Below are 18,487 nucleotides of genomic sequence, written 5' to 3' on the forward strand. Positions count from 1 at the left end.
GTGGGTTTGTCGTCCGTGCGGGGCGGTCTCGTCAAGGCGAAGTTCGGAGTACGAAGCGGACCAGCCGGTGAAGCCGCTCGTCGATCTCAGGCGGCTTTGGCCGCCGGCAGGACCTTCATGACCTTGAACAGCTCACCCATCGCGTCGCGGCCGGCCAGGCGTTCGACCGCTTCCGAAATGGCTTGACGAGTCTTGGCATCGGCATCGGCGCCGAGCGTGCCGGCGCGCTCGAGCAAGCCCATGCCGAGCAGGAATTCGCCCTGGGTCGACAATTGCACATCGAGGCCGTGAGCGCGCGCCATATCGGCAAGGGGGGTGAAATCGACATGGGCGGTGAGATCGGCTTCACCTGGGTTGGCCAGCACGTCTTCGCGCCGATGCCGGCGCAGCGCCTGGAAGGTGTCGCCGATCCCCGGCCGGAGGTGGCCGTAGTCGATGAACAGGCCGGCGCCGCCTTGGCCGGCGATGCGTTCGGCGATCACCGCCATCAGCGCCGAACGGGCGGGCGCGATTTCGGCGACGGCGCCTTGCGGCGCATCGGCCGCGGCGGCCGGCAGCAGTGCCGGATCGACAGACCCCGCGCCGGCGAAGAAACGCAGTTCATCGGCGCCATCGAGGCCGACCACGCGCTCTCGCCAGCTTTCGCCGACATGGACGAACTGCCGGATCGGCACCGCGTCGAACAGCTCGTTGCCGACGATGAAGAGCGGCTGCCGCGGCAGCGTGTCTATGGTCTGGTGCCAGGCAAGCGGCGCGCTCTCGCCGGCAAGCGTCTGCTTCTGGATATCAGCCAAGCGCGGGCTGGTCTCGATCATGGCAAAGGAGGCGCCGGCCACGAGCGCCGGGTCGAGCCGTGACCAGGTGCGCAGCATATCCTTCATTAGGGTGCCGCGGCCGGGGCCGATCTCGGCGAAGGTCGCGGGCAACGGCCGGCCGGCACCTTGCCAGGCCTGATAGAGCCAGACGGCGACAAGCTCGCCGAACATCTGGCTGATCTCTGGCGCGGTGATGAAGTCGCCGGCGGCGCCGAAGGGCTCGCGCGTCGTGTAGTAACCGGCGTCGGGATCGAACAGGCAGAGCGCCATATATTCGCTGACCGGGATCGGCCCCGCCGCGCCGATCAGGCCTATGATGCGCTCCTTCAGCCGGGTCATGCCGCCCGCGGCTCGGCCGCCGGCTTCGCCGTAGCCATGGCCCAGATACCGGCGAGCACCATCGGCGTGGACAGGATCATGCCCATGGTCAGCCAGCCGGTGCCGAGCAGATAACCAAGCTGCTGGTCGGGCTCGCGGAAGAACTCGACAAAGATGCGCGACAGGCCGTAGCCGCAGATGAAGGCGCCGCCGACGAAGCGCGGCGTCTTCAGCTTGAGCCGCGAGTTGGTGAGGAAGCGCAGCACCAGGAAAAGCACGAGCCCTTCGAGCAGCGCCTCGTAGAGCTGGCTGGGGTGGCGGGTGAACGGGCCGCCATTGGGGAATTCGATCGCCCAGGGCACGTCCGACGGCCGGCCCCAAAGCTCCGAATTGATGAAGTTGGCGACCCGGACCAGGCCCAGCCCAACCGGCACGCCCGCCGACACCACATCGAACAATGTCCAGGTGGGGATGCGGCGCTTGAGCGAAAACAGCGTCATGGCGAGGATGACGCCAAGCAGGCCGCCGTGGAACGACATGCCGCCCTGCCAGACCGCGAAGATGTCGAGCGGATGCGCGATATAGCGCGGCAGGTCGTAGAAGAGCACGTAGCCGGTGCGCCCGCCGAGCACGACGCCGATCGCCGCCCAGACAATGAAGTCGTCGAGATCCTCGGGCTTCATCGGCAGATTGCCGTTGGGCCACAGGCGCGGGTTGGTGACCAGGCGCTTGGCGTACCACCAGGCAAAGAGGATGCCGACGATATAGCCGACGCCGTACCAATGCACCGCCAGCGGCCCGATATGGACAATGACCGGATCGATATTGGGGAAGGGCAGGGAGGCCAGCGGCAGCAGGAAATATTCGCTCAAAACGGGTCCCCGGTGACGGTCACGATTGGGCGCGGACCATGCGGCAGGGTTTTGGCGCGGTCAAGGCAAGGTCAAAGTCGCAGCCGACCGTCACGATACCGGAGGACTGATGGCGTGGGGCCAACTGACAACGTTCCTGCATTGTGCATAGCTCAATGCAGGCATTGCGCAATTCGCGAACGAAGGTCATCGCCCGGAATGGATTGTCGCTGGCGATGTGATCGCCGATAGCCTCAAGGTCACCCTCGGCCTGGTCGGCAAATACCAGCAGTTTCACCTACGCTTCTCGGCCATCGCCTTAATATTTGCTCTCCAGGCGATCGAACACGTCCACGCCAGGTTTCACGCGTCCTGCGTCTGCGTCAGCGACGCCTCGCGCGAGGGCTGCATCGAGCGTGGCGAGTCGTTTCTCCCTTTCTTCAACGAGGCGGACACCCTCGCGCAACACCTCGCTTTTCGAATTGTAGCGACCGGTTTTGACGAGCCGGTTCACGACGTCTTCCAGGCGGTCACCGAGATCTGCACTGATTGCCATGACATGCTCCTAGGGGCTCTTGTCGACGTAATAATAGTTATTGAGCGCTGCGCCAACATGAACCGCTCGTCATCAGGCACGCTTGCATTCCGCGCCGCGCCCCACTACGTCAAAACGACGAAGCGAGGATCTGCCATGGCGACTGGACCGAACCGCATTCTCGATGAATTCGCAAAGATCATGACCGATGCCGCGGGTGCCGCGCAGGGCGTGCGGCGCGAAGTGGAGACGGCGTTCCGGGCCCAGGCCGAGCGCATGCTGAATTCCATGGATGTGGTGCAGCGCGAAGAGTTCGAGGCGGTGCGCGAGATGGCGGTCAAGGCGCGGGAAGACAACATCCAGCTGGCGACGCGTGTCGAGGCGCTCGAGGCCAGGCTCGCCGAACTGACCGGACAAGCCGCACCAGCGGGTGCTGCAAAGCCCCGCGCAAAAAAATAATCGTTAAACTTTTCCACATAGCGCGATCCGAAAAATCGCTTTGCCGTGAATCGCTTACCGGCATTGCATGAATCTTTGTCACAGCCACCTTTCCACATGCGGATGACGCAGTGCGAAAAATTGGGCTGTTCACGCGACTCCCGATCAATAGACTGAATTTGTTGCATGATTCGAAGCAGGGTCATGCGCCGGGCGGTGGGGTCCGGTTGGGTCTTTGTGTTGGAAAGTCCTGACCGTCCGAGTTCTAGACAAGATTGTTCGTCGTGTGTGCCCCGCGGAGCGTGTGGCGCTCCCCTGAACACAGGAAGCATTCATGGAACTCCTCGAACTCGAATTCTCCCGCGAAATCCACCCGGTGGACGTCATCGAGCAGGTGGCCCACAACAACGACTGGTCCTTCGAGCGCGCCGGCGACGACGAGATTTCGATTTCGGTGGCCGGCAGCTGGACCGACTATCATGTCTCCTTTTCCTGGATGGAGGATTTCGAGGCGCTGCATCTGGCCTGCGCCTTCGACATCAAGGTGCCGGAAACGCGCGCGCTGGAAGTGATGCGGCTGTTGTCGCTGATCAACGAGCAGATGCTGTTCGGGCATTTCGATCTGTGGGAGCAGGAAGGCGCGATCATGTTCAGGCAGTCGCTGCTGCTTGCCGGCGGGGTCGAGCCGTCGAGCCAGCAGGTCGAGGTGCTGCTGTCGTCGGCGCTGGAGGCCTGCGAATGCTATTTCCAGGCCTTCCAGTTCGTCGTCTGGTCGGGTACATCGGCCAAGGACGCGCTGTCCAGCGTGCTCTTTGAGACCCATGGAAACGCCTGAGCCAAGCCGAAATCGCCGATGAGTTCCAGCAGCGAGCGCAAGCCCGAGATCAGCTTTGCCGATTTCGACCGTGTCGACATCCGTGCCGGCACGATCGTCGAGGCCGAGCCGTTTCCGGAGGCGCGCAAGCCGGCGATCAAGCTGAAGATCGATTTCGGCCCGGCCATCGGAATTAAAAAGTCGTCGGCGCAGATCACCAAATACTACGCGCCGGAAACGCTGATCGGCCGCCAGGTCTTCGCTGTGGTCAATTTCCCGCCGCGCCAGATCGGCCCGTTCATGTCGGAAGTGCTGACGCTGGGTTTTCCCGATGAAGAGGGTGCGGTCGTGCTCGGCGCCATCGAACGCAAGGTGCCGGACGGCGGGCGCCTATTCTAGGGCGAGCCTGGGGCGAACTGGAGCCGCTCTGTCCTGATCGGCGCGCTTGCTTGGCATGCCCAGCGCTTCGTCGACGGCGTCGAGGAACATTTCGGCGCAGGCCTGCCAGCTGTAGCGCATCGCGCGCTGGCGCGCTTCGGCGCGATCGACGTGAAGCGCCTTCATCGCCGCCTCGCCCAGGTCGTTCGACACGGCCCCGCCGACGCCATCGCCGACAATGTCGATCGGTCCGGTCACCGGATAGGCGGCGACGGGCGTTCCGCTGGCCAGCGCCTCGATGATGACGTTGCCGAAGGTGTCGGTGCGGCTCGGAAAGACGAAGACATCGGCCGACGCGTAGATCTCGGCCAGCTCGTCGTTCGGGCGGTGGCCGAGGAAATGCGCGTTGGGATAGCGCGCCTTGAGCTTTGCCAGTTCCGGTCCTTCGCCGACGATGACCTTGCTGCCGGGCAGGTCGAGATCGAGGAAGGCGGTCAGGTTCTTTTCGATTGCGACCCGGCCGACGCACAAGAATACCGGGCGGGGGAATCCGGTTTCCTTGCGCTTGTTGGGCCGGAAATGGTCGGTGTCGACGCCGCGCGTCCAGGGCCTCAGCTTGTTGAAGCCGCGTGCCGCGAGATCGTCCGCCAGCGATTGCGTCGCGATGAGCGTGCCCTGTCCGGAATTGTGGAAGTCGCGCAGCCAATTGTAAGCCCAGCTCTCCGGCACCGGCAGGCGGGCGCTAAGATATTCGGGAAAGCGCGTGTGATAGCTGGTGGTGAAGGGGCGGCCCACTTTTCGGCAATGGCGGTGCGCCATGATGCCGAGCGGACCCTCGGTGACAATGTGGATGTGGTCGGCCTTGGCGGCCTCGATCATGCGCGCGACGCGGCCAGGCGTGGTCAACGCCAAGCGGATGTCTGGATAGGTCGGCATCGGCAAGGTGCGAAACAGGTTCGGCGTCAGGAAATCGAGCTCGACGTCGAAGGGTTTCAGCGCCTCGGTGAGGCGTTCCAGCGTGTGCACCACGCCGTTGACCTGGGGCCGCCACGCGTCGGTGACCATCAGGATACGCATGGCGATCCCGATACGCATGGCGATCCCGATACGCATGGCGATCCTTTGCCGCAATAATTCCTGAGCGCGCCGGCGCGGTGCCGGAACGGCAACCAGGCAGCCGCTCGCGCCTCGCTCCAGCGCACCCGGGCAGGGGCCGGATCGAAGCGATGCGGCAGGGCCGAATCAACAGAGGTCGCGCGCTTCATGCGCGCTCTTGACCATGATTTCATGACGGGCGGATGAAGCTTGTCTCGGCTGGACTTACGCAGGCACCTTGATCACGGCGCGCAGGCCGCCGAGCGGGCTGTCCTCGAGGCTGACGTCGCCGCCATGACTGCGGGCGATGTCGCGGGCGATCGACAGGCCAAGGCCGGTGCCGCTGGCATCGAGATTGCGCGCCTCGTCGAGCCGCAGGAAAGGCTTGAACACCTCTTCTCGCTTGTCGGGCGCGATGCCCGGTCCGTCGTCGTCGATGGTGACGGTGAGCGAGCCGCGGCCATGATTGGCGTGGACCTCGACGGTCTTGGCATAGCGGAAAGCATTGCCGATGACGTTCGACAGCAAACGGGCAAAGGCGTTCGGCCGCACATGCACGGTCGGATCGCCGACCAGCGTCGTCGCGAGCTTGCAGCCGCGCAATTGCGCTTCCTCGCCGAGCTTCTGGAAATAGGTCTCAAGGTCGAAGCGGCCTGTATCCTCCGCGGACTCGCCGCGGGCAAAAGAGAGATAGCCTTCCAGCATCGACTGCATGTCGTCGATGTCCTGGTTCAGCGCGGCCTTGGTCTCGGACTTGCCGCCGGCCAGCGCCAGCTGCAGCTTGAAGCGGGTGAGAATGGTCCTGAGGTCGTGGCTGACGCCGGTCAGCATCGCGGTGCGCTGCTCGATCTGGCGCTCGATGCGCTCTCGCATCTGGATGAAGGCGAAGCCGGCGCGACGGACTTCCTCGGCGCCGCGCGGGCGGAAATCGCGCGGCATCGGTCGACCCTTGCCGAAACTCTCGGCGGCCTCGGCGAGCGTCAGGATCGGCCTGATCTGATTGCGCAGGAACGGGATGGCGATCATCAACAGCACCAGCGAGGTCCCGACCATCCAGATCAGGAAGATATGGGTGTTCGAGGCATAAGCCTGGCTGCGCCTCACGAAAACGCGCAGCACCTTGCCTTCAAGCTGGACGCGAACCTCGACGACGTTGGAGTTGCCGACGGTGTCGATCCAGAACGGACGGTTGATCTGCTTCGTGATCTCCGACGACAAGGCCTCGTCGAGGATCGAGAAGAACGGTTTGGGACCGGGGGGCGGCAACGGGTCCGGCGGCAGCAGATCCACCTTCAACTGCATGCGGTCCTGGGCGATGCGGATGATGTTGGCGTAGTCGGCGTCGTGCGGATAGGTCTCCATCATGTCGATGACGGCCGCTATGTCCGAGATGGTCGCCTGCGACAGGCGCTGGGTGACCGTCTGCCAGTGGCGCTCCATGAACACGAAGGCGACCACCGACTGCAGCAGGATCATCGGCGCGATCACGATGATCAGCGAGCGGGCGTAAAGCCGTTTCGGCATGTAGAGCGCGACCAGGCGCCAGAACCGGTTCCAGGCACGCGGCATCGCCCTCAGCGTCCGCAATGCGAGATCGCCGGGACCGCTTCCTTTCGGCTTGTCCAGTTGCGTGGTCGCCATTCGCCCTTCCGCTCGTCGATGGCCGTTCAGCAAAGGGCCTTCGACGGTAACCTATTCGACGCTGAGCCGATACCCAATACCGCGCACCGTCTGCAGCCACACCGGATTGGATGGATCGCGCTCTATCTTGCGACGCAGCCGGTTGATCTGCACGTCGATGGTGCGCTCGCCGACATCCGATTCATCACCCACCAGCTCATGGCGCGGTATGGTCTCGCCCGCCCGCGCGGCGAAGATCGCGAGGATCTCCTGCTCGCGGTCGGTCAGCTTAAGCGCCTCGCCGCCGCGCTTCAATTCACGCTTGGCGATCTGGAATGTGTAGGGCCCGAACACCAGTTGCTCCACCTTCGGCGTCGCCGCCGGGCCGCCACGGCGCAGAATGTTGTTGATGCGCAGGATCAGCTCGCGCGGGTCGAACGGTTTCGGCAGGTAATCATCGGCGCCGGCTTCCAGGCCGGTGATGCGGCTGTCGGTCTCGGACAGCGCCGTCAGCATCAGGATCGGCACGTTCTTCTCGGCCCGCAGCGCCTTGGTGAGGTCGACGCCGGTCTCGCCCGGCATCATCACATCGAGCACCAGAAGGTCGAAGTCGAGGCCGGCGAGCTTGCGCCTGGCCTCGCCGGAATTGCCGGCCACGGTGACGCGAAAACCGTTCTCGGACAGATACTGCTTGAGCAGGTTGCGGATACGCGTGTCGTCGTCGACGACCAGAAGATGCGGCGCGTCATCGTCGGGCGCTGACGGATGATCGACCTTCTCAATGGTCTCCATGGTTCTTCCCCGATGTTTGCGCAGGCACAATGTCGATCTGCGCTCTTAGTTCCGGATTGACCATCGCTTCCAGGAAACGCTCGATCGTGGCGCGTTCGGTGGTTCCGGAATCCTCCAATGCCGCACGGATGCGGCGCGACTGTGGCCGCGCCAGCGCCAGGGCCAGGGCGCGACCCTTGGCGGTCGGGTAAAGCTCGCGCTGCCGGCGGTCGCGCGGACCCTGCACCTGGACGATGTGATCGGTGTCGATCAACTGCTTCAAAACCCGCGCCAGGCTCTGCTTGGTGATCTTCAGCACATCGAGCAGTTCGGCGACGGTGAGGCCGGGCCTGCGGTTGACGAAATGCAGCACGCGATGATGGGCGCGGCCGAAGCCGTAATCGGCGAGGATCTGGTCCGGGTCGGAGGTGAAATCGCGATAGGCGAAGAAAAACAGCTCGATGATGGCGAAGTCGATGCCGTCCTCATCGGCGATGGCCGTCCTGATCGGTTTTCCGGCTGCGGGGCTCGTCATCGTTTCTCCATGCGAGGCGGGAATTACGTCAGTACTATTGACGTAATTTCCGGGCAATGATAATTTTTGACAAGCTTTTCGGCGGATTGCGAACAAAAAGGCAAGAGGAAGCCGTTTTTCCGGAACTTCCTGAGTTTGCCACGGATTGAATATCCGCCTACGCTTTCAAGCATTGGCCAGCGTTTCGGATCCTGTGCGGGGCCGGTTCGAAAGGTCATAAACACAACGATTTGCGGGCGCCTGCCCGCGGGAGGTTTCCATGGCATCCGTTCCCTTCGATCAATTGGAAGGCTTCATCTGGATGAACGGCGAGTTCGTCAAATGGGCCGACGCCAAGATCCATGTGCTGACCCATGGCCTGCACTATGCCAGTGCCGTCTTCGAGGGCGAGCGCGCCTATGGCGGCCAGATCTTCAAGCTGACCGAGCACAATGAGCGCCTGCATGAATCGGCGCGCCTGCTCGGCTTCAAGATTCCCTATCCGGTCGCCGAGATCGACGAGGCCTGCCGCACGCTGTTGAAGAAGCAGGGTTTCCAGGACGCCTATGTGCGTCCGATCGCCTGGCGCGGCAGCGAGCAGATGGGCGTTTCGGCGCAGAACAACCGCATCAACTGCGCCATCGCCATCTGGCAGTGGCCGAGCTATTTCGATCCCGCGCAGAAGCTCAAGGGCATTCGGCTCGATGTCGCCGAATGGCGCCGGCCCGATCCGCGCACCGCGCCGTCCAAGTCGAAGGCCGCCGGCCTGTACATGATCTGCACGCTGTCCAAGCACGCCGCCGAGGCCAAGGGCTACGCCGACGCCATGATGCTCGATTGGCGCGGCCAGGTGGCGGAAGCGACGGGCGCCAACATCTTCTTCGTCACGGACGGCAAGATCCATACGCCGACGCCCGACTGCTTCCTGGACGGCATAACCCGCCGCACGGTGATCGGCCTGGCGAAGGACCGCGGTTTCGAGGTGATCGAGCGCGCCATCATGCCGGAGGAGCTCGAAGGTTTCGAGCAGTGCTTCCTCACCGGCACCGCCGCCGAGGTCACGCCGGTTTCCGAGATCGGTCCATACCGATTCGAGGTCGGCGAGATCGCCAAGACATTGATGAATGACTATTCCGCCGCGGTGCAGCCAAAGCATGCAATCGCTGCAGAATAGAGATAGTCACAGCTTTTTTGTGCAATAGGGGCGGTTTTCGAGCCGCCCCTTTTATTTAAGCGCGCGCGCATTTGACTTTCGAACAATTCGGCGTCTCATGATGGCGTCGGCCCGAGGAGGCTGGCGGCTATGGAGGGACTAGTTACATGGACAGCAACACGATTATTCAGATCGTTGTACAGGTAATTGCCGGCGTTATCGGTGGCCAGGCGGTTGGCGCGGCGTTCAAGCAGGCGGCGATGGGCCAACTTACCAAAATCCTCAGCGGCGCGATCGGCGGCGTCGGCGGCGCGGCCATTCTCGGCAGCCTGCTCGGCGGCGGCGGCGTTGACGCGGCAGCGGCGGCGGGCGGCATCGGCAGCGCGCTCGACCTGAAGAACCTCCTCGGCGGCGTTGGCGGTGGCGCGATCCTGACGGGCATCGTCGGCGCGGTCATGAATGCGATGAAGAAATAGGTCCGGTCTTTCGGACTTTGCCATGGGCGGCCTCGGCCGCCCATTCCTTTTTTGACCAAGCCGGCGACCTCGGCCGCGCAGTTCCTCCCGAAGTTCGGACAATGGTGGACGAGGCTCGCCGGGCTGTCTACATCAGGGCGACACTTCGAAGGAAGGGAAAGGAATGCCATGGGTCAGCTCAATGCCGGTATCGTGCCGGTCACGCCCTTCCAGCAGAACTGCACCATTCTCTTCGACATGGACGACAGGTCGGGCGTCGTGGTCGATCCCGGCGGCGATGTCGACCAGATATTGTCGGCGCTGAAGGACAATGCCATCACCGCCGGCGCAATCTGGATCACGCATGGTCATATCGACCATGCCGGCGGCGCCATGGACCTGAAGGACGCGCTGGGCATCGACATTATCGGCCCACATGAGGCCGACAAGCCGCTGCTTGCCAATCTCGAGAACCAGGCCAAACGTTTCGGCCTCACCGATCCGGTGCGCAATTGCGTGCCGGACCGCTTTCTCACCGAAGGCGAAACGGTGTCGTTCGGCAACCATGTGTTCGAAGTGCTGCATTGCCCGGGACATGCGCCGGGCCATGTCGTCTACTACAACCGGGCGGCCAAATTCGCGCATGTCGGCGACGTGCTGTTCCGCGGCTCGATCGGGCGCACCGACCTTCCCGGCGGCGACCATGCCGCGCTGATCGCCTCGATCAAGGACAAGCTTCTGCCGCTAGGCGACGACATAGGTTTCATCTGCGGCCATGGCCCGGGCAGCCGCCTTGGCGACGAGCGGCGGACCAATCCGTTTCTGACCTAGGCTATGCCGATATTCAGGTGATGCCGGCCTGCGAGCGTCAGTTTCCTGCGCTTCCGGTGCTCACGTACTGTAAGTACGCTCCGCTCCGGTTCTCGGAACCCATCGCTCTCGGCTCGGCCTGACCTGAATCTCGGCATAGCCATCGTTGGCGGGTTATTCAAAAAAAAGCGCCGCCCAAGGGCGGCGCTTTTTAGGGCAGGGAACCTGGGTTTTCTTAATTGGCGACGCAGAAATGCTGGGCGCCGTCACTGCCGGTGAAGGTGCCGGTCCGCGAATTGAAGCTGCGGTAGCGGTCCGAGCAATACTCGTACCAGCCGCGGGTCCACGGCTCGGCGTAGCGGTCGGCATAGACGACGCGCGGCTGCTGAACATAGTAGCGGCGCACCGGCCGGTAGACATAATAATCGTCACCATAGGCCGGTTCGTAATAGCGCGGCCCGGGGTTGCTGAGCGCGCTGCCGATCAGAGCGCCGGCCGCGAGGCCGACAACGCCGGCGGCGAGGGCGTCACCGCCATGATGACGATGATGGTGCCAGCGCCAGTCGTCCGCATTGGCCGCCGAGAAGGTGGCCAAGGTGGTCGCGGCAATGCCAACACTGAGGATGGCGGTCCTGAGAAAACGGTTCATTTTCGGTCTCCTTAGCGCCGGCCCGCGCGTTTTTCGGGGGATACGGACCGGCTTTAGCAAAGGTTAATAGAAGACCGTGGCTGAACGGAGGCTGAACGGAAATCGGCGTAAACGATTTTTCGAGGCCTGGGGATTTTTCGAGCCTCGGCGGTTTGCGAGGCTTGGCGATTTTCGAAGCCGGCGACCTTTCCGGACCTAGGCACAATCCGTTCCGGGGCGGGAGCGGTCCCGCCTGAAAAGCTTCCGTCGGATCCGTCGCGAGCCGGCTTAGCCGACCGACAGATTGACGGCCTTCGGACCCTTGCCGCGCTTGTCCGGCTCGGTGTCGAATGTCACTTTCTGCCCATCCTCAAGACCGGGAAGGCCCGACGCCTGCACAGCCGAGATGTGGACGAAGACATCCTTCGCGCCATCATCGGGCGTGATGAAGCCGAAGCCCTTGGCATGGTTGAAGAATTTGACGGTGCCGGTCTGCGGCATGGGAAACTCCTTTGATCCCATCAAGTCAAGTCTCGGGCCGGCAAACTGCCCGAGAGGAAATTTGTCCTTTATTTTAGCGCTATCGGCAAGAGAAAGTTTTCGCCTGCCGATCCAAGCATTTGCGCGCAAAAAAGGCGCAACCTTTTCGGTCGCGCCTTCGCAAATTCAGGCCTGTCCTGAAGCCGGCTCATGATCCTGCCGCACCATTGCATCCGCAACGATAGGCTGTTTCGGCGGATCAGGCAGCGCGCAGGTTGACCGCCTTCGGGCCCTTGCCCATGCGGTCCGGCTCGACGTCGAAGGTGACCTTCTGGCCGTCGACCAGCGTGCGCAGGCCAGAGGCCTCGATCGCGGAAATGTGGACGAACACGTCCTTGGCGCCACCATCCGGCGTGATAAAGCCGAAGCCTTTGGTGGCATTGAAGAACTTTACAGTACCGGTCTGGGCCATTGGGGAGAACTCCTTCACCCGTGTCAGTCTTGGTGGTTTGCCCGCTGCCTCGCGCCTTTGGGCAAATCCCGGTGGTTGCTTCGGCGGTCATGCATTCGCGCATGGTCAAACCCCCCGCCGAAAAACGGGGTTGTCAGAGATTCACACTTATCGGGGAAAGGTCGTCCAAAACGTTCCGCTCTCCGGGTCGCAAATGCCCGAACATGATTTTTATTACACGGAAACGTGATGGTTGCAAGACGACGCTCGCGGGCGGCCAGCGGCGCGTCCAACGCTGGGCCTCGATAGACCCGGCCCTATCACCGGTCATCGGCCAGAGGCGGGCCAAGCATGGGCCAAGGCGGCGACGACCGTTCCGTGGCTCCACAAACGATGGTTGCGTTTAACGCGCAGGATGCGAGGATACCGCGAGCCGGCATCACGCGTCGGGATGGAGGAGGGGTATATGCGGCTTCTTGCGGTGTTATGGCAGGGCGTTGTCGTTTTCACGCTGTCGGCGCTGCTGGCAGCCTGCACCGTCGTCGTCGACGATGGGCCGCGCCCGCTGCCGTCCCGGCCGCATCCGCAGCTCTGCACCATGCAGTACCAACCGGTCTGCGCCCGGCGCGGCGGCGACCGGCAGACCTTTGCCAATGCCTGCCTGGCTGAAAGGGAAGGCTACCGCATCGTGCGGGACGGTCCTTGCCGCGACGGCGGTGGCGGTGGTGGCGAACAAGCCTTCTGCACGCGCGAATACGCGCCGGTCTGCGCCAGGCGCCATGGGCAGATGCGCACCTTCCCGAACGCCTGCGAGGCGCGCGCGGCGGACTATCGCATCGTCGGCGACGGGCCGTGCTGAGAGGACCGCGGTGTCCATTCGCAAGATAGACACCGCGAGGCGCGCTGACGTTTGTCTTGAATCTCTTGCCCGCATGGCTTAGGTCCGGCGGACCAACAAATACGGCAGGTTTCCCATTAACAAAGATCGCAGAAGAGCGGCAAACGCCGGTGGCAGGCCAGGTGGCTCGGTGAACCCGCTCGATCCTTATGTGCAAAAGGCGCTGCAACTGCACCAGGCCGGCCGGCGCCAGGAGGCCGAGGGCCTCTACCGGCAGGTCCTGGGGCAGCAGCCGAACCATGCCGCCGCGCTGCATTTCCTCGGGCTGCTGCTGCACCAGACCGGCAGGAGCGAGGAAGGGCTCGATCTCATCGAGCAGTCCGTGACGCTGCAGCCCCAGAATGCCGACTTCCTCAACAATATGGGCACGGTCATGCGCGATCTCGGGCGCGTCGCCGCCGCGATCGATTTCTTCCGCGGCGCGGTGGATATCCGGCCGGACCAACTGGCCGCGCGCGACAATCTCGGCTCGTCGCTGAAGCAGCTCGGACAGCTCGACGCGGCTGAGGAGATCTATCGAGGCACCATCGGCCGCAACCCGTTCCACGTCCGCGCGCGCATCGGCCTTGCCGAGACGATGCAGGAGGCCGGGCGGCTGGATGAGGCGATCAAGCTGTTTAGCGAGGCGCTGTCGATCCGGCCGAAGGACGCCGAGTTGCTCTACGGGCTTGGCGTCGCGATGATGGAGAAGGGCAAGCTCGGCGAGGCGGCCGATTTCGCCCGCCAGGCGTTGGCGATCGCCCCGAACATGTCGAAAGCCTGGCTGCTGCTCTCGCAGGTCAAGCGCCAGACCGAGCGCGACAAGGAGCTTTCCGGCATGGAGGCCGAGCACGCCAAGGCGCCGCAAGGCAGCCTCGCGCGCATGCAGCTCTCCTTCGGCCTGGGCAAGGTCAATGACGACCTCAAGGATTACGGTCGCGCCTTCGACTATTTCGCCGAGGGCAATGCCATCCGCCGCAAGGCGATCGACTACGATCCCGCGCGCACGCGCGGCGAATTCGAGGCGATGAAGGCGGCCTTCGACACAGCCTTCTTCGAGAAGCGCAGGCCAAGCGGCATTTCCGACGACACGCCGATTTTCGTCGTCGGCATGCCGCGCTCCGGCACCACGCTGGTCGAGCAGATCATCGCCAGCCACCCGACGGTCTTTGGCGCGGGCGAGTTGAACATCCTGAAGACGGCCGTCGGCAAGCAGTTTCCGATGAGCATGCCGGGCGGCTTCCCCGCCGGTATCGCCGACATGCCCGACAAGGCGTTCGCCGAGGCGGGCCAGGCCTATCTCGACATGCTGCATAGCCGCTATCCGGGCTACCGCCATGTCACCGACAAGATGCCGGGCAACTTCCTGCTGGTCGGCTTCCTGCACATGATGCTGCCGAAGGCCAAGATCGTCCATTGCGCGCGCGATGCGGCGGCCACGTGCCTGTCGATCTTCAAGGTGCATTTCCGCGGCGACAGCCACCGCTACGGCTACGACCTCGGCGAGCTCGCCGATTTCCATAACCTCTACACAGACATCATGGCGCATTGGCACAAGGTGCTGCCAGGCGTCGTGCATGATGTGCGCTATGAGGATTTCGTCGCCGACCAGGAAGGGCAGTCGCGGGCGCTGATGGCGTATCTCGGCCTGCCCTGGGACGACAAGGTGCTGTCCTTCCACGAGACGGACCGGCCGGTGCGCACCGCTTCCGCCGCGCAGGTGCGCCAGCCGATGTATCAGGGCTCGGTCGATCTGTGGAAGAGGTATGGGGAGCGGCTGAAGCCGCTGCTCGACAAGCTAGCGTAGCGGATTGGCGAAGCCTCTCAGCTTCGTCATCCACGGGCGGAGCAGCCGCGAAGCGGCGTCGCGAAGACCCGAGGATCCATTCCGTGACCTCACGCGAAGAGTAAAGGCAGCACAGAACGGAGATTGTTCCGCACCGCTGCAACACTCATAGGTCACGGAATGGATCCTATGGTCTGCGCTACGTCGCTTCGCTCCTTGCTTCGCCATAGGATGACGAAGCAAGGGCCGAGTTCCTCAAAGCTGGATGAATGGCTGGAAGCCGCCGAAGATCATGCGCTTGCCATCGAACGGCATGGCGGACCAGTCCATCTTGAGACGCTCATCGGCCATCACCTTGGCCATGACCGCGTCGCGGCTCTGCCTGGACTCGTAGACGACCCAGGAGAAGATGACGACCTCGTCGTCCTTCGCCTGCACGGCGCGCGGGAACGAGGTCAGCTCGCCATAGGGGACATCGTCGCCGACGCATTCGACATAGGCGAGCGCGCCGTGCTCCATCCAGACGGCGCCGGCGTTCTCGGCCATCTTCTTGTACGCATCGAGATTTGCCTTCGGCACGGCAAGCACGAAACCATCGACATAGGACATGCTGAACTCCTCTTTGTGGCGTCTCTTCCCCCGTGGGAGAAGGTGGATCGGCGCGCAGCGCCGAGACGGATGAGGGGTGCGCCAGCTCGGCGTCGCTTACCCCTCACCCGGAGCCGATTTGCGAAGGGCAATTCGGGGCAATCCGACCTCTCCCACAAGAGGGGGAGAGGTGGGCGGGCTCACTTCACCGGCGCGTTCATCGCCCAAGCGACGCCGAAGGGGTCTTTCACCTGGCCCCAGCGGTCGCCCCAGAACATCACCTGCAGCGGCGTGACGACCTCGCAGCCGGCATCCACCGCGCGCTGCCACCAGGCATCGATGTCGTCGCTGCCGAGATGCAGCTGCAGCGTATAGCCTTGCGCCGCCTGGTGCGGATGACCGTGTTCGGGATAGGCATCGCCCAGCATCAGCGTCGAGCCGTTGACGTAGAGATGGATGTGCATTGTGCGGCCCTTGTCGTCAGGCGGATAGGCGAACACTTCCTCCGCGCCGAAAGCCTTCTTGTAGAACTCGGCGGCCTTGATGGCGCCGTCGACCTGCAGGTAGGGGGTCAATCCGCCAAGGACCTTGGCGCGGGGCGGGGTCTGGTCGTTCATTCTCGTGTTCCTCTTCACGGGTTGATGCGGTTTTGCGACCCCAGGACGGATGAAGCGGCGGCGATCCTACATGGCCCGCCAATTTTTTTTAGAGTAGCTGGCCCAGACAGCTCCGGCGACAAGCGCCGGCTGCAAACAATCGCGTCGAAGTTGCGACTTATATGACCTTCGCCGAGAAGGTGGCGGCGCGGCGGCTTTCGCGCGTTTCGAAAATCTCCGGAAAGCCGATGTCCTTGCGCAGCTCGGCCGGCAGCGACAGCAGGATGCGCTCGCTGCGATGACGCGCGCGCGCCTGGGCATAGCCGTTGGCAAGGCGGCCGATGGATGACAGTACCGACATGATGTCTCTCCCTGGTTGATGCCGGCATCATCGTGTCGGCATTCCAAGGACGAGGCGGCAATCGGCGATCCGACAGGTCGCCCTCGATTTTTTTTCAGAACACCGACGCGGCCAGCGCGGTGTCGTAATATTCCACCATCTCGATGATCTCGCCGTCGCGGACCGTCCAGAAATTGGCGGTGCGCATGATGAACTCCTCGCCGGTGGCGCGGCGCGTCATGTGGATCTCGACCTGCGCGGCGACCTTGTCGCCGCCGTCGATGATCTCGACCGGAACGAAGTGCCGGTACTCGAAGTCGTCGTTGAGCGCCAGGAGCCTGGCGAGGAATTCCTGCTTGCCGTGCGCGGTGCCGGCATGCCGCGATTGCCGGGGATCGGCAATCCAGCGGAACACGACATCCTCGGAGCACCGAGACAAGGCGCCTTCGATGTCGCGGTCCGCGTAGGCCTGATAGAGATTGCTGACGATTTCCACTGCACGCATGGCCCATTCCCTCCATGGCTAAGCAGTTCAGCATGCGCTTTTTTTAGCAGGTGGAAAAGTATCGCCGAGCCGGCAGCAACGCCTGCTGGGCCGGCGGTGCCGGCCCGACAGAGTATCGTCTCAACTCGGCATCTCGGCGACCGAGCGGAAGAACGCCTCCGGGTCGTCGACCTCGGTCAGCCGCTGCCTGTCGATCAGCCAGAAGCGGTTGCCGACGGCGCGGATGAAGGAGCGATCATGCGAGGCAAGCAGGCAGCTCGCCTGATGCTTCAACAATTCGTCCTCCAATGCTTCCTGGCCGTCGATGTCGAGATGGTTGGTCGGCTCGTCGAGCAGATAGAAATTGGGATGGATGAGCCTGAGCACCAGCATCATCAGCCTCGATCTCTGTCCGCCGGACAGAGCGCCGACCTTCTTCTCCTGCATCTCGATCGCGACGCCGGCGCCGGCGAGCAGCGAGCGGGCGCGGTGCTCGCCGACCTCGAAGCGGCGCGAGACCATCGCCAGCGGCGTGTCGTCGCCATCGATGTCCGACAGCGCCTGATCGCTGTAACCGAGCACGGTCGACGGCGTCACCTTGATGTTCGCGACCGATCCCGGCTCGGTGATGGCGCCGCGGATCATTGCGATGAAGCGCGTCTTGCCGACGCCGTTGCGGCCAAGCAGCACGATGCGATCGCCTTGGCAGATGTGGCGCTTGCCGGTCCTGAACAGCAGCGTGCCGTCAGGGGTTTCGACCGCCGCGTCCTCCAGCGTGATCAGCACCTTGGCGTGGGTGCCTCGGTTCGCCAGCTTGATCGCGCCGGCCGAGCGCTCGCGATGCGCTTGTATGGCGGCATCCTCCAGCTTCTCGGCCCGTTCCTTGAGCTGCCTGGTCTTAATCGTCAAAAGGTCGCTGCCGGAATTGATGCCGATATTGTTCAACTTGGCGGCCTGTCTGCGCAGCTGCTGGGCGATCTTCATGTCGCGCTCGAACTTGCGCGCCGTCGAGGCGTCGAGCTCGTCGAGCGCCTGCCTGGCGCGCGAATAGGGCACGGCGAACACCGGCGATTCTTCCGGGCGCAGGAACAGGGTACGGTTGGTGGTCGCGTCGAGGAAGGCGCAGTCGTGGCTGGCGATGATGACCGGCACATCGCGTGGCAGCGCATTGAGCCATGTTTCCAGCTGGCGGATCCTGGCGAGGTCGAGATGATTGGTCGGCTCGTCGAGCAGAAGCACGTCGGGATCGGTGACCCAGACGCGGGCGATCAGCGCCAGACGCTGCCAGCCGCCGCTCAGCGCGCGCATCGGCCGGCCGCGCATGTCTTCCGGCACCTCGAGCGAATCCAGCACGACGTCGACGCGCCAGAACTCGCTGTCGCGCTGTTCGGGCGGCAAGGCATCGGCGACGACGTCATGGAAGCTGCGACCGAGCAGCGCGTCGGGAACGGATTGCTCGACATGGCCGACGCGCAGGCCGCGCGACCGGGTGATGTCGCCGGTCGTGGCTTCGACTTCGCCGGCCAGGCATTTGAGAAGTGTCGATTTGCCACGGCCATTGGCCGCGACGATGCCGAGCCGGTCGCCGGCGCCGATGATGAGGTCGAGGTTGGAGAAGAGCGGCGCACTCATGGTGACGCCGAGAGATTTGAGGCTGATCAGGGCCATGTCGATTTCTCTGGTCTGTCCG

General features: G+C 63.6%; 24 protein-coding genes. 8 read left to right on the forward strand and 16 right to left on the reverse strand.

Annotation, left to right across the window (positions count from 1 at the left end; translation table 11 throughout):
• Positions 1 to 86 precede the first annotated feature (86 nt).
• Genes LB523_RS19605 through LB523_RS19620 form a run of 4 tightly spaced genes read right to left on the reverse strand, consistent with a single transcriptional unit; the run spans position 87 to position 2,540 of the window.
• Positions 87 to 1,154, reverse strand: coding sequence for a class I SAM-dependent methyltransferase (locus LB523_RS19605; protein ID WP_224606099.1), 1,068 nt, complete (start codon positions 1,152 to 1,154; stop codon positions 87 to 89).
• Positions 1,151 to 2,005, reverse strand: a complete 855-nt coding sequence (gene lgt / locus LB523_RS19610) for a prolipoprotein diacylglyceryl transferase (protein ID WP_224606102.1) — start codon at positions 2,003 to 2,005, stop codon at positions 1,151 to 1,153. The genes LB523_RS19605 and lgt overlap by 4 nt, the downstream gene beginning before the upstream one ends.
• A gap of 19 nt (positions 2,006 to 2,024) precedes the next feature.
• Positions 2,025 to 2,282 (reverse strand): type II toxin-antitoxin system RelE/ParE family toxin, encoded by a 258-nt coding sequence (locus tag LB523_RS19615; protein ID WP_224606105.1) that lies wholly within the window; start codon positions 2,280 to 2,282, stop codon positions 2,025 to 2,027.
• 21 nt (positions 2,283 to 2,303) lie between these two features.
• A complete protein-coding gene (locus LB523_RS19620; protein WP_224606108.1) occupies positions 2,304 to 2,540 on the reverse strand; it encodes a type II toxin-antitoxin system ParD family antitoxin in 237 nt (78 codons plus the stop codon).
• Positions 2,541 to 2,675: 135 nt separating this feature from the next.
• On the opposite strand from LB523_RS19620, the gene LB523_RS19625 reads away from it, so the two are divergent.
• From LB523_RS19625 to LB523_RS19635, 3 genes are all read left to right on the forward strand, one after another.
• Positions 2,676 to 2,978: an accessory factor UbiK family protein gene (locus LB523_RS19625; protein WP_040990372.1), complete on the forward strand. Its 303-nt coding sequence runs from the start codon at positions 2,676 to 2,678 to the stop codon at positions 2,976 to 2,978.
• Positions 2,979 to 3,291: 313 nt separating this feature from the next.
• Positions 3,292 to 3,792 (forward strand): YbjN domain-containing protein, encoded by a 501-nt coding sequence (locus LB523_RS19630; protein WP_040989643.1) that lies wholly within the window; start codon positions 3,292 to 3,294, stop codon positions 3,790 to 3,792.
• Positions 3,793 to 3,810: 18 nt separating this feature from the next.
• Positions 3,811 to 4,170, forward strand: coding sequence for a tRNA-binding protein (locus LB523_RS19635; RefSeq protein WP_224606110.1), 360 nt, complete (start codon positions 3,811 to 3,813; stop codon positions 4,168 to 4,170).
• On the opposite strand, the gene LB523_RS19640 is transcribed toward LB523_RS19635, so the two are convergent.
• The 4 genes from LB523_RS19640 to LB523_RS19655 form a co-directional block, all read right to left on the reverse strand.
• A complete protein-coding gene (locus LB523_RS19640) occupies positions 4,162 to 5,226 on the reverse strand; it encodes a glycosyltransferase family 4 protein (protein WP_224606317.1) in 1,065 nt (354 codons plus the stop codon). The two genes, LB523_RS19635 and LB523_RS19640, sit on opposite strands and share 9 nt — an antisense overlap.
• A 243-nt stretch (positions 5,227 to 5,469) precedes the next feature.
• Complete coding sequence (locus LB523_RS19645; RefSeq protein WP_224531195.1) at positions 5,470 to 6,885, reverse strand: ATP-binding protein; 1,416 nt, start codon at positions 6,883 to 6,885, stop codon at positions 5,470 to 5,472.
• Positions 6,886 to 6,936: 51 nt separating this feature from the next.
• Positions 6,937 to 7,656, reverse strand: coding sequence for a response regulator (locus LB523_RS19650; RefSeq protein WP_095766537.1), 720 nt, complete (start codon positions 7,654 to 7,656; stop codon positions 6,937 to 6,939).
• Complete coding sequence (locus LB523_RS19655; protein WP_140647554.1) at positions 7,643 to 8,170, reverse strand: MarR family winged helix-turn-helix transcriptional regulator; 528 nt, start codon at positions 8,168 to 8,170, stop codon at positions 7,643 to 7,645. Before LB523_RS19655 ends, LB523_RS19650 begins: the two co-directional genes overlap by 14 nt.
• Before the next feature lie 259 nt (positions 8,171 to 8,429).
• On the opposite strand from LB523_RS19655, the gene LB523_RS19660 reads away from it, so the two are divergent.
• The 3 genes from LB523_RS19660 to LB523_RS19670 all read left to right on the forward strand — a co-directional run bounded on the left by LB523_RS19660 (position 8,430) and on the right by LB523_RS19670 (position 10,588).
• Complete coding sequence (locus tag LB523_RS19660) at positions 8,430 to 9,323, forward strand: branched-chain amino acid aminotransferase (protein ID WP_224531198.1); 894 nt, start codon at positions 8,430 to 8,432, stop codon at positions 9,321 to 9,323.
• A 146-nt stretch (positions 9,324 to 9,469) separates the two neighbouring features.
• On the forward strand, positions 9,470 to 9,778 hold the full coding sequence (locus LB523_RS19665) for a hypothetical protein (protein WP_095766540.1): 309 nt from the start codon (positions 9,470 to 9,472) through the stop codon (positions 9,776 to 9,778).
• Positions 9,779 to 9,946: 168 nt separating this feature from the next.
• Positions 9,947 to 10,588 carry an MBL fold metallo-hydrolase gene (locus tag LB523_RS19670; RefSeq protein WP_140838645.1) on the forward strand — a complete coding sequence of 214 codons (642 nt, stop codon included), beginning with the start codon at positions 9,947 to 9,949 and terminating at the stop codon, positions 10,586 to 10,588.
• A 214-nt stretch (positions 10,589 to 10,802) separates the two neighbouring features.
• On the opposite strand, the gene LB523_RS19675 is transcribed toward LB523_RS19670, so the two are convergent.
• The 3 genes from LB523_RS19675 to LB523_RS19685 form a co-directional block, all read right to left on the reverse strand.
• Positions 10,803 to 11,216, reverse strand: coding sequence for a BA14K family protein (locus LB523_RS19675; protein WP_095766542.1), 414 nt, complete (start codon positions 11,214 to 11,216; stop codon positions 10,803 to 10,805).
• Between the two features lie 267 nt (positions 11,217 to 11,483).
• A complete protein-coding gene (locus LB523_RS19680) occupies positions 11,484 to 11,696 on the reverse strand; it encodes a cold-shock protein (protein ID WP_008877668.1) in 213 nt (70 codons plus the stop codon).
• 238 nt (positions 11,697 to 11,934) lie between these two features.
• Positions 11,935 to 12,147: a cold-shock protein gene (locus tag LB523_RS19685; protein WP_006202520.1), complete on the reverse strand. Its 213-nt coding sequence runs from the start codon at positions 12,145 to 12,147 to the stop codon at positions 11,935 to 11,937.
• 445 nt (positions 12,148 to 12,592) lie between these two features.
• Between LB523_RS19685 and LB523_RS19690 the strand changes: the two genes are divergently transcribed.
• Positions 12,593 to 12,985, forward strand: coding sequence for a Kazal-type serine protease inhibitor domain-containing protein (locus tag LB523_RS19690; RefSeq protein ID WP_224606113.1), 393 nt, complete (start codon positions 12,593 to 12,595; stop codon positions 12,983 to 12,985).
• Positions 12,986 to 13,175: 190 nt separating this feature from the next.
• Positions 13,176 to 14,810, forward strand: coding sequence for a tetratricopeptide repeat-containing sulfotransferase family protein (locus LB523_RS19695; protein WP_224606320.1), 1,635 nt, complete (start codon positions 13,176 to 13,178; stop codon positions 14,808 to 14,810).
• A gap of 234 nt (positions 14,811 to 15,044) precedes the next feature.
• Here LB523_RS19695 and LB523_RS19700 read toward each other — a convergent pair whose 3' ends face one another.
• From LB523_RS19700 to LB523_RS19720, 5 genes are all read right to left on the reverse strand, one after another.
• Positions 15,045 to 15,398, reverse strand: a complete 354-nt coding sequence (locus LB523_RS19700; RefSeq protein ID WP_095766545.1) for a DUF1428 domain-containing protein — start codon at positions 15,396 to 15,398, stop codon at positions 15,045 to 15,047.
• Between the two features lie 179 nt (positions 15,399 to 15,577).
• Positions 15,578 to 15,994, reverse strand: coding sequence for a VOC family protein (locus LB523_RS19705; protein ID WP_095766546.1), 417 nt, complete (start codon positions 15,992 to 15,994; stop codon positions 15,578 to 15,580).
• Between the two features lie 157 nt (positions 15,995 to 16,151).
• Positions 16,152 to 16,334 (reverse strand): hypothetical protein, encoded by a 183-nt coding sequence (locus LB523_RS19710; RefSeq protein ID WP_224606116.1) that lies wholly within the window; start codon positions 16,332 to 16,334, stop codon positions 16,152 to 16,154.
• 94 nt (positions 16,335 to 16,428) lie between these two features.
• The gene (locus tag LB523_RS19715; RefSeq protein ID WP_224606120.1) at positions 16,429 to 16,818 is read right to left on the reverse strand and encodes a nuclear transport factor 2 family protein; all 390 of its coding nucleotides are present in this window, start codon (positions 16,816 to 16,818) and stop codon (positions 16,429 to 16,431) included.
• A 120-nt stretch (positions 16,819 to 16,938) separates the two neighbouring features.
• A complete protein-coding gene (locus LB523_RS19720) occupies positions 16,939 to 18,465 on the reverse strand; it encodes an ABC-F family ATP-binding cassette domain-containing protein (protein ID WP_224606122.1) in 1,527 nt (508 codons plus the stop codon).
• Between the last annotated feature and the right edge of the window lie 22 nt (positions 18,466 to 18,487).

The organism is Mesorhizobium sp. ESP-6-4 (genome assembly GCF_020164735.1).
GTDB lineage: Bacteria > Pseudomonadota > Alphaproteobacteria > Rhizobiales > Rhizobiaceae > Mesorhizobium.

Coding starts and splice junctions, on each gene's coding strand:
- LB523_RS19605 (WP_224606099.1), bottom strand. CDS start 1,154: ATGACCCGGCTGAAGGAGCGCATCATAGGCCTGATCGGCGCGGCGGGG.
- LB523_RS19620 (WP_224606108.1), bottom strand. CDS start 2,540: ATGGCAATCAGTGCAGATCTCGGTGACCGCCTGGAAGACGTCGTGAAC.
- LB523_RS19625 (WP_040990372.1), top strand. CDS start 2,676: ATGGCGACTGGACCGAACCGCATTCTCGATGAATTCGCAAAGATCATG.
- LB523_RS19630 (WP_040989643.1), top strand. CDS start 3,292: ATGGAACTCCTCGAACTCGAATTCTCCCGCGAAATCCACCCGGTGGAC.
- LB523_RS19635 (WP_224606110.1), top strand. CDS start 3,811: ATGAGTTCCAGCAGCGAGCGCAAGCCCGAGATCAGCTTTGCCGATTTC.
- LB523_RS19640 (WP_224606317.1), bottom strand. CDS start 5,226: ATGCGTATCCTGATGGTCACCGACGCGTGGCGGCCCCAGGTCAACGGC.
- LB523_RS19645 (WP_224531195.1), bottom strand. CDS start 6,885: ATGGCGACCACGCAACTGGACAAGCCGAAAGGAAGCGGTCCCGGCGAT.
- LB523_RS19650 (WP_095766537.1), bottom strand. CDS start 7,656: ATGGAGACCATTGAGAAGGTCGATCATCCGTCAGCGCCCGACGATGAC.
- LB523_RS19655 (WP_140647554.1), bottom strand. CDS start 8,170: ATGACGAGCCCCGCAGCCGGAAAACCGATCAGGACGGCCATCGCCGAT.
- LB523_RS19660 (WP_224531198.1), top strand. CDS start 8,430: ATGGCATCCGTTCCCTTCGATCAATTGGAAGGCTTCATCTGGATGAAC.
- LB523_RS19665 (WP_095766540.1), top strand. CDS start 9,470: ATGGACAGCAACACGATTATTCAGATCGTTGTACAGGTAATTGCCGGC.
- LB523_RS19670 (WP_140838645.1), top strand. CDS start 9,947: ATGGGTCAGCTCAATGCCGGTATCGTGCCGGTCACGCCCTTCCAGCAG.
- LB523_RS19675 (WP_095766542.1), bottom strand. CDS start 11,216: ATGAACCGTTTTCTCAGGACCGCCATCCTCAGTGTTGGCATTGCCGCG.
- LB523_RS19680 (WP_008877668.1), bottom strand. CDS start 11,696: ATGCCGCAGACCGGCACCGTCAAATTCTTCAACCATGCCAAGGGCTTC.
- LB523_RS19685 (WP_006202520.1), bottom strand. CDS start 12,147: ATGGCCCAGACCGGTACTGTAAAGTTCTTCAATGCCACCAAAGGCTTC.
- LB523_RS19690 (WP_224606113.1), top strand. CDS start 12,593: ATGCGGCTTCTTGCGGTGTTATGGCAGGGCGTTGTCGTTTTCACGCTG.
- LB523_RS19700 (WP_095766545.1), bottom strand. CDS start 15,398: ATGTCCTATGTCGATGGTTTCGTGCTTGCCGTGCCGAAGGCAAATCTC.
- LB523_RS19705 (WP_095766546.1), bottom strand. CDS start 15,994: ATGAACGACCAGACCCCGCCCCGCGCCAAGGTCCTTGGCGGATTGACC.
- LB523_RS19710 (WP_224606116.1), bottom strand. CDS start 16,334: ATGTCGGTACTGTCATCCATCGGCCGCCTTGCCAACGGCTATGCCCAG.
- LB523_RS19715 (WP_224606120.1), bottom strand. CDS start 16,818: ATGCGTGCAGTGGAAATCGTCAGCAATCTCTATCAGGCCTACGCGGAC.
- LB523_RS19720 (WP_224606122.1), bottom strand. CDS start 18,465: ATGGCCCTGATCAGCCTCAAATCTCTCGGCGTCACCATGAGTGCGCCG.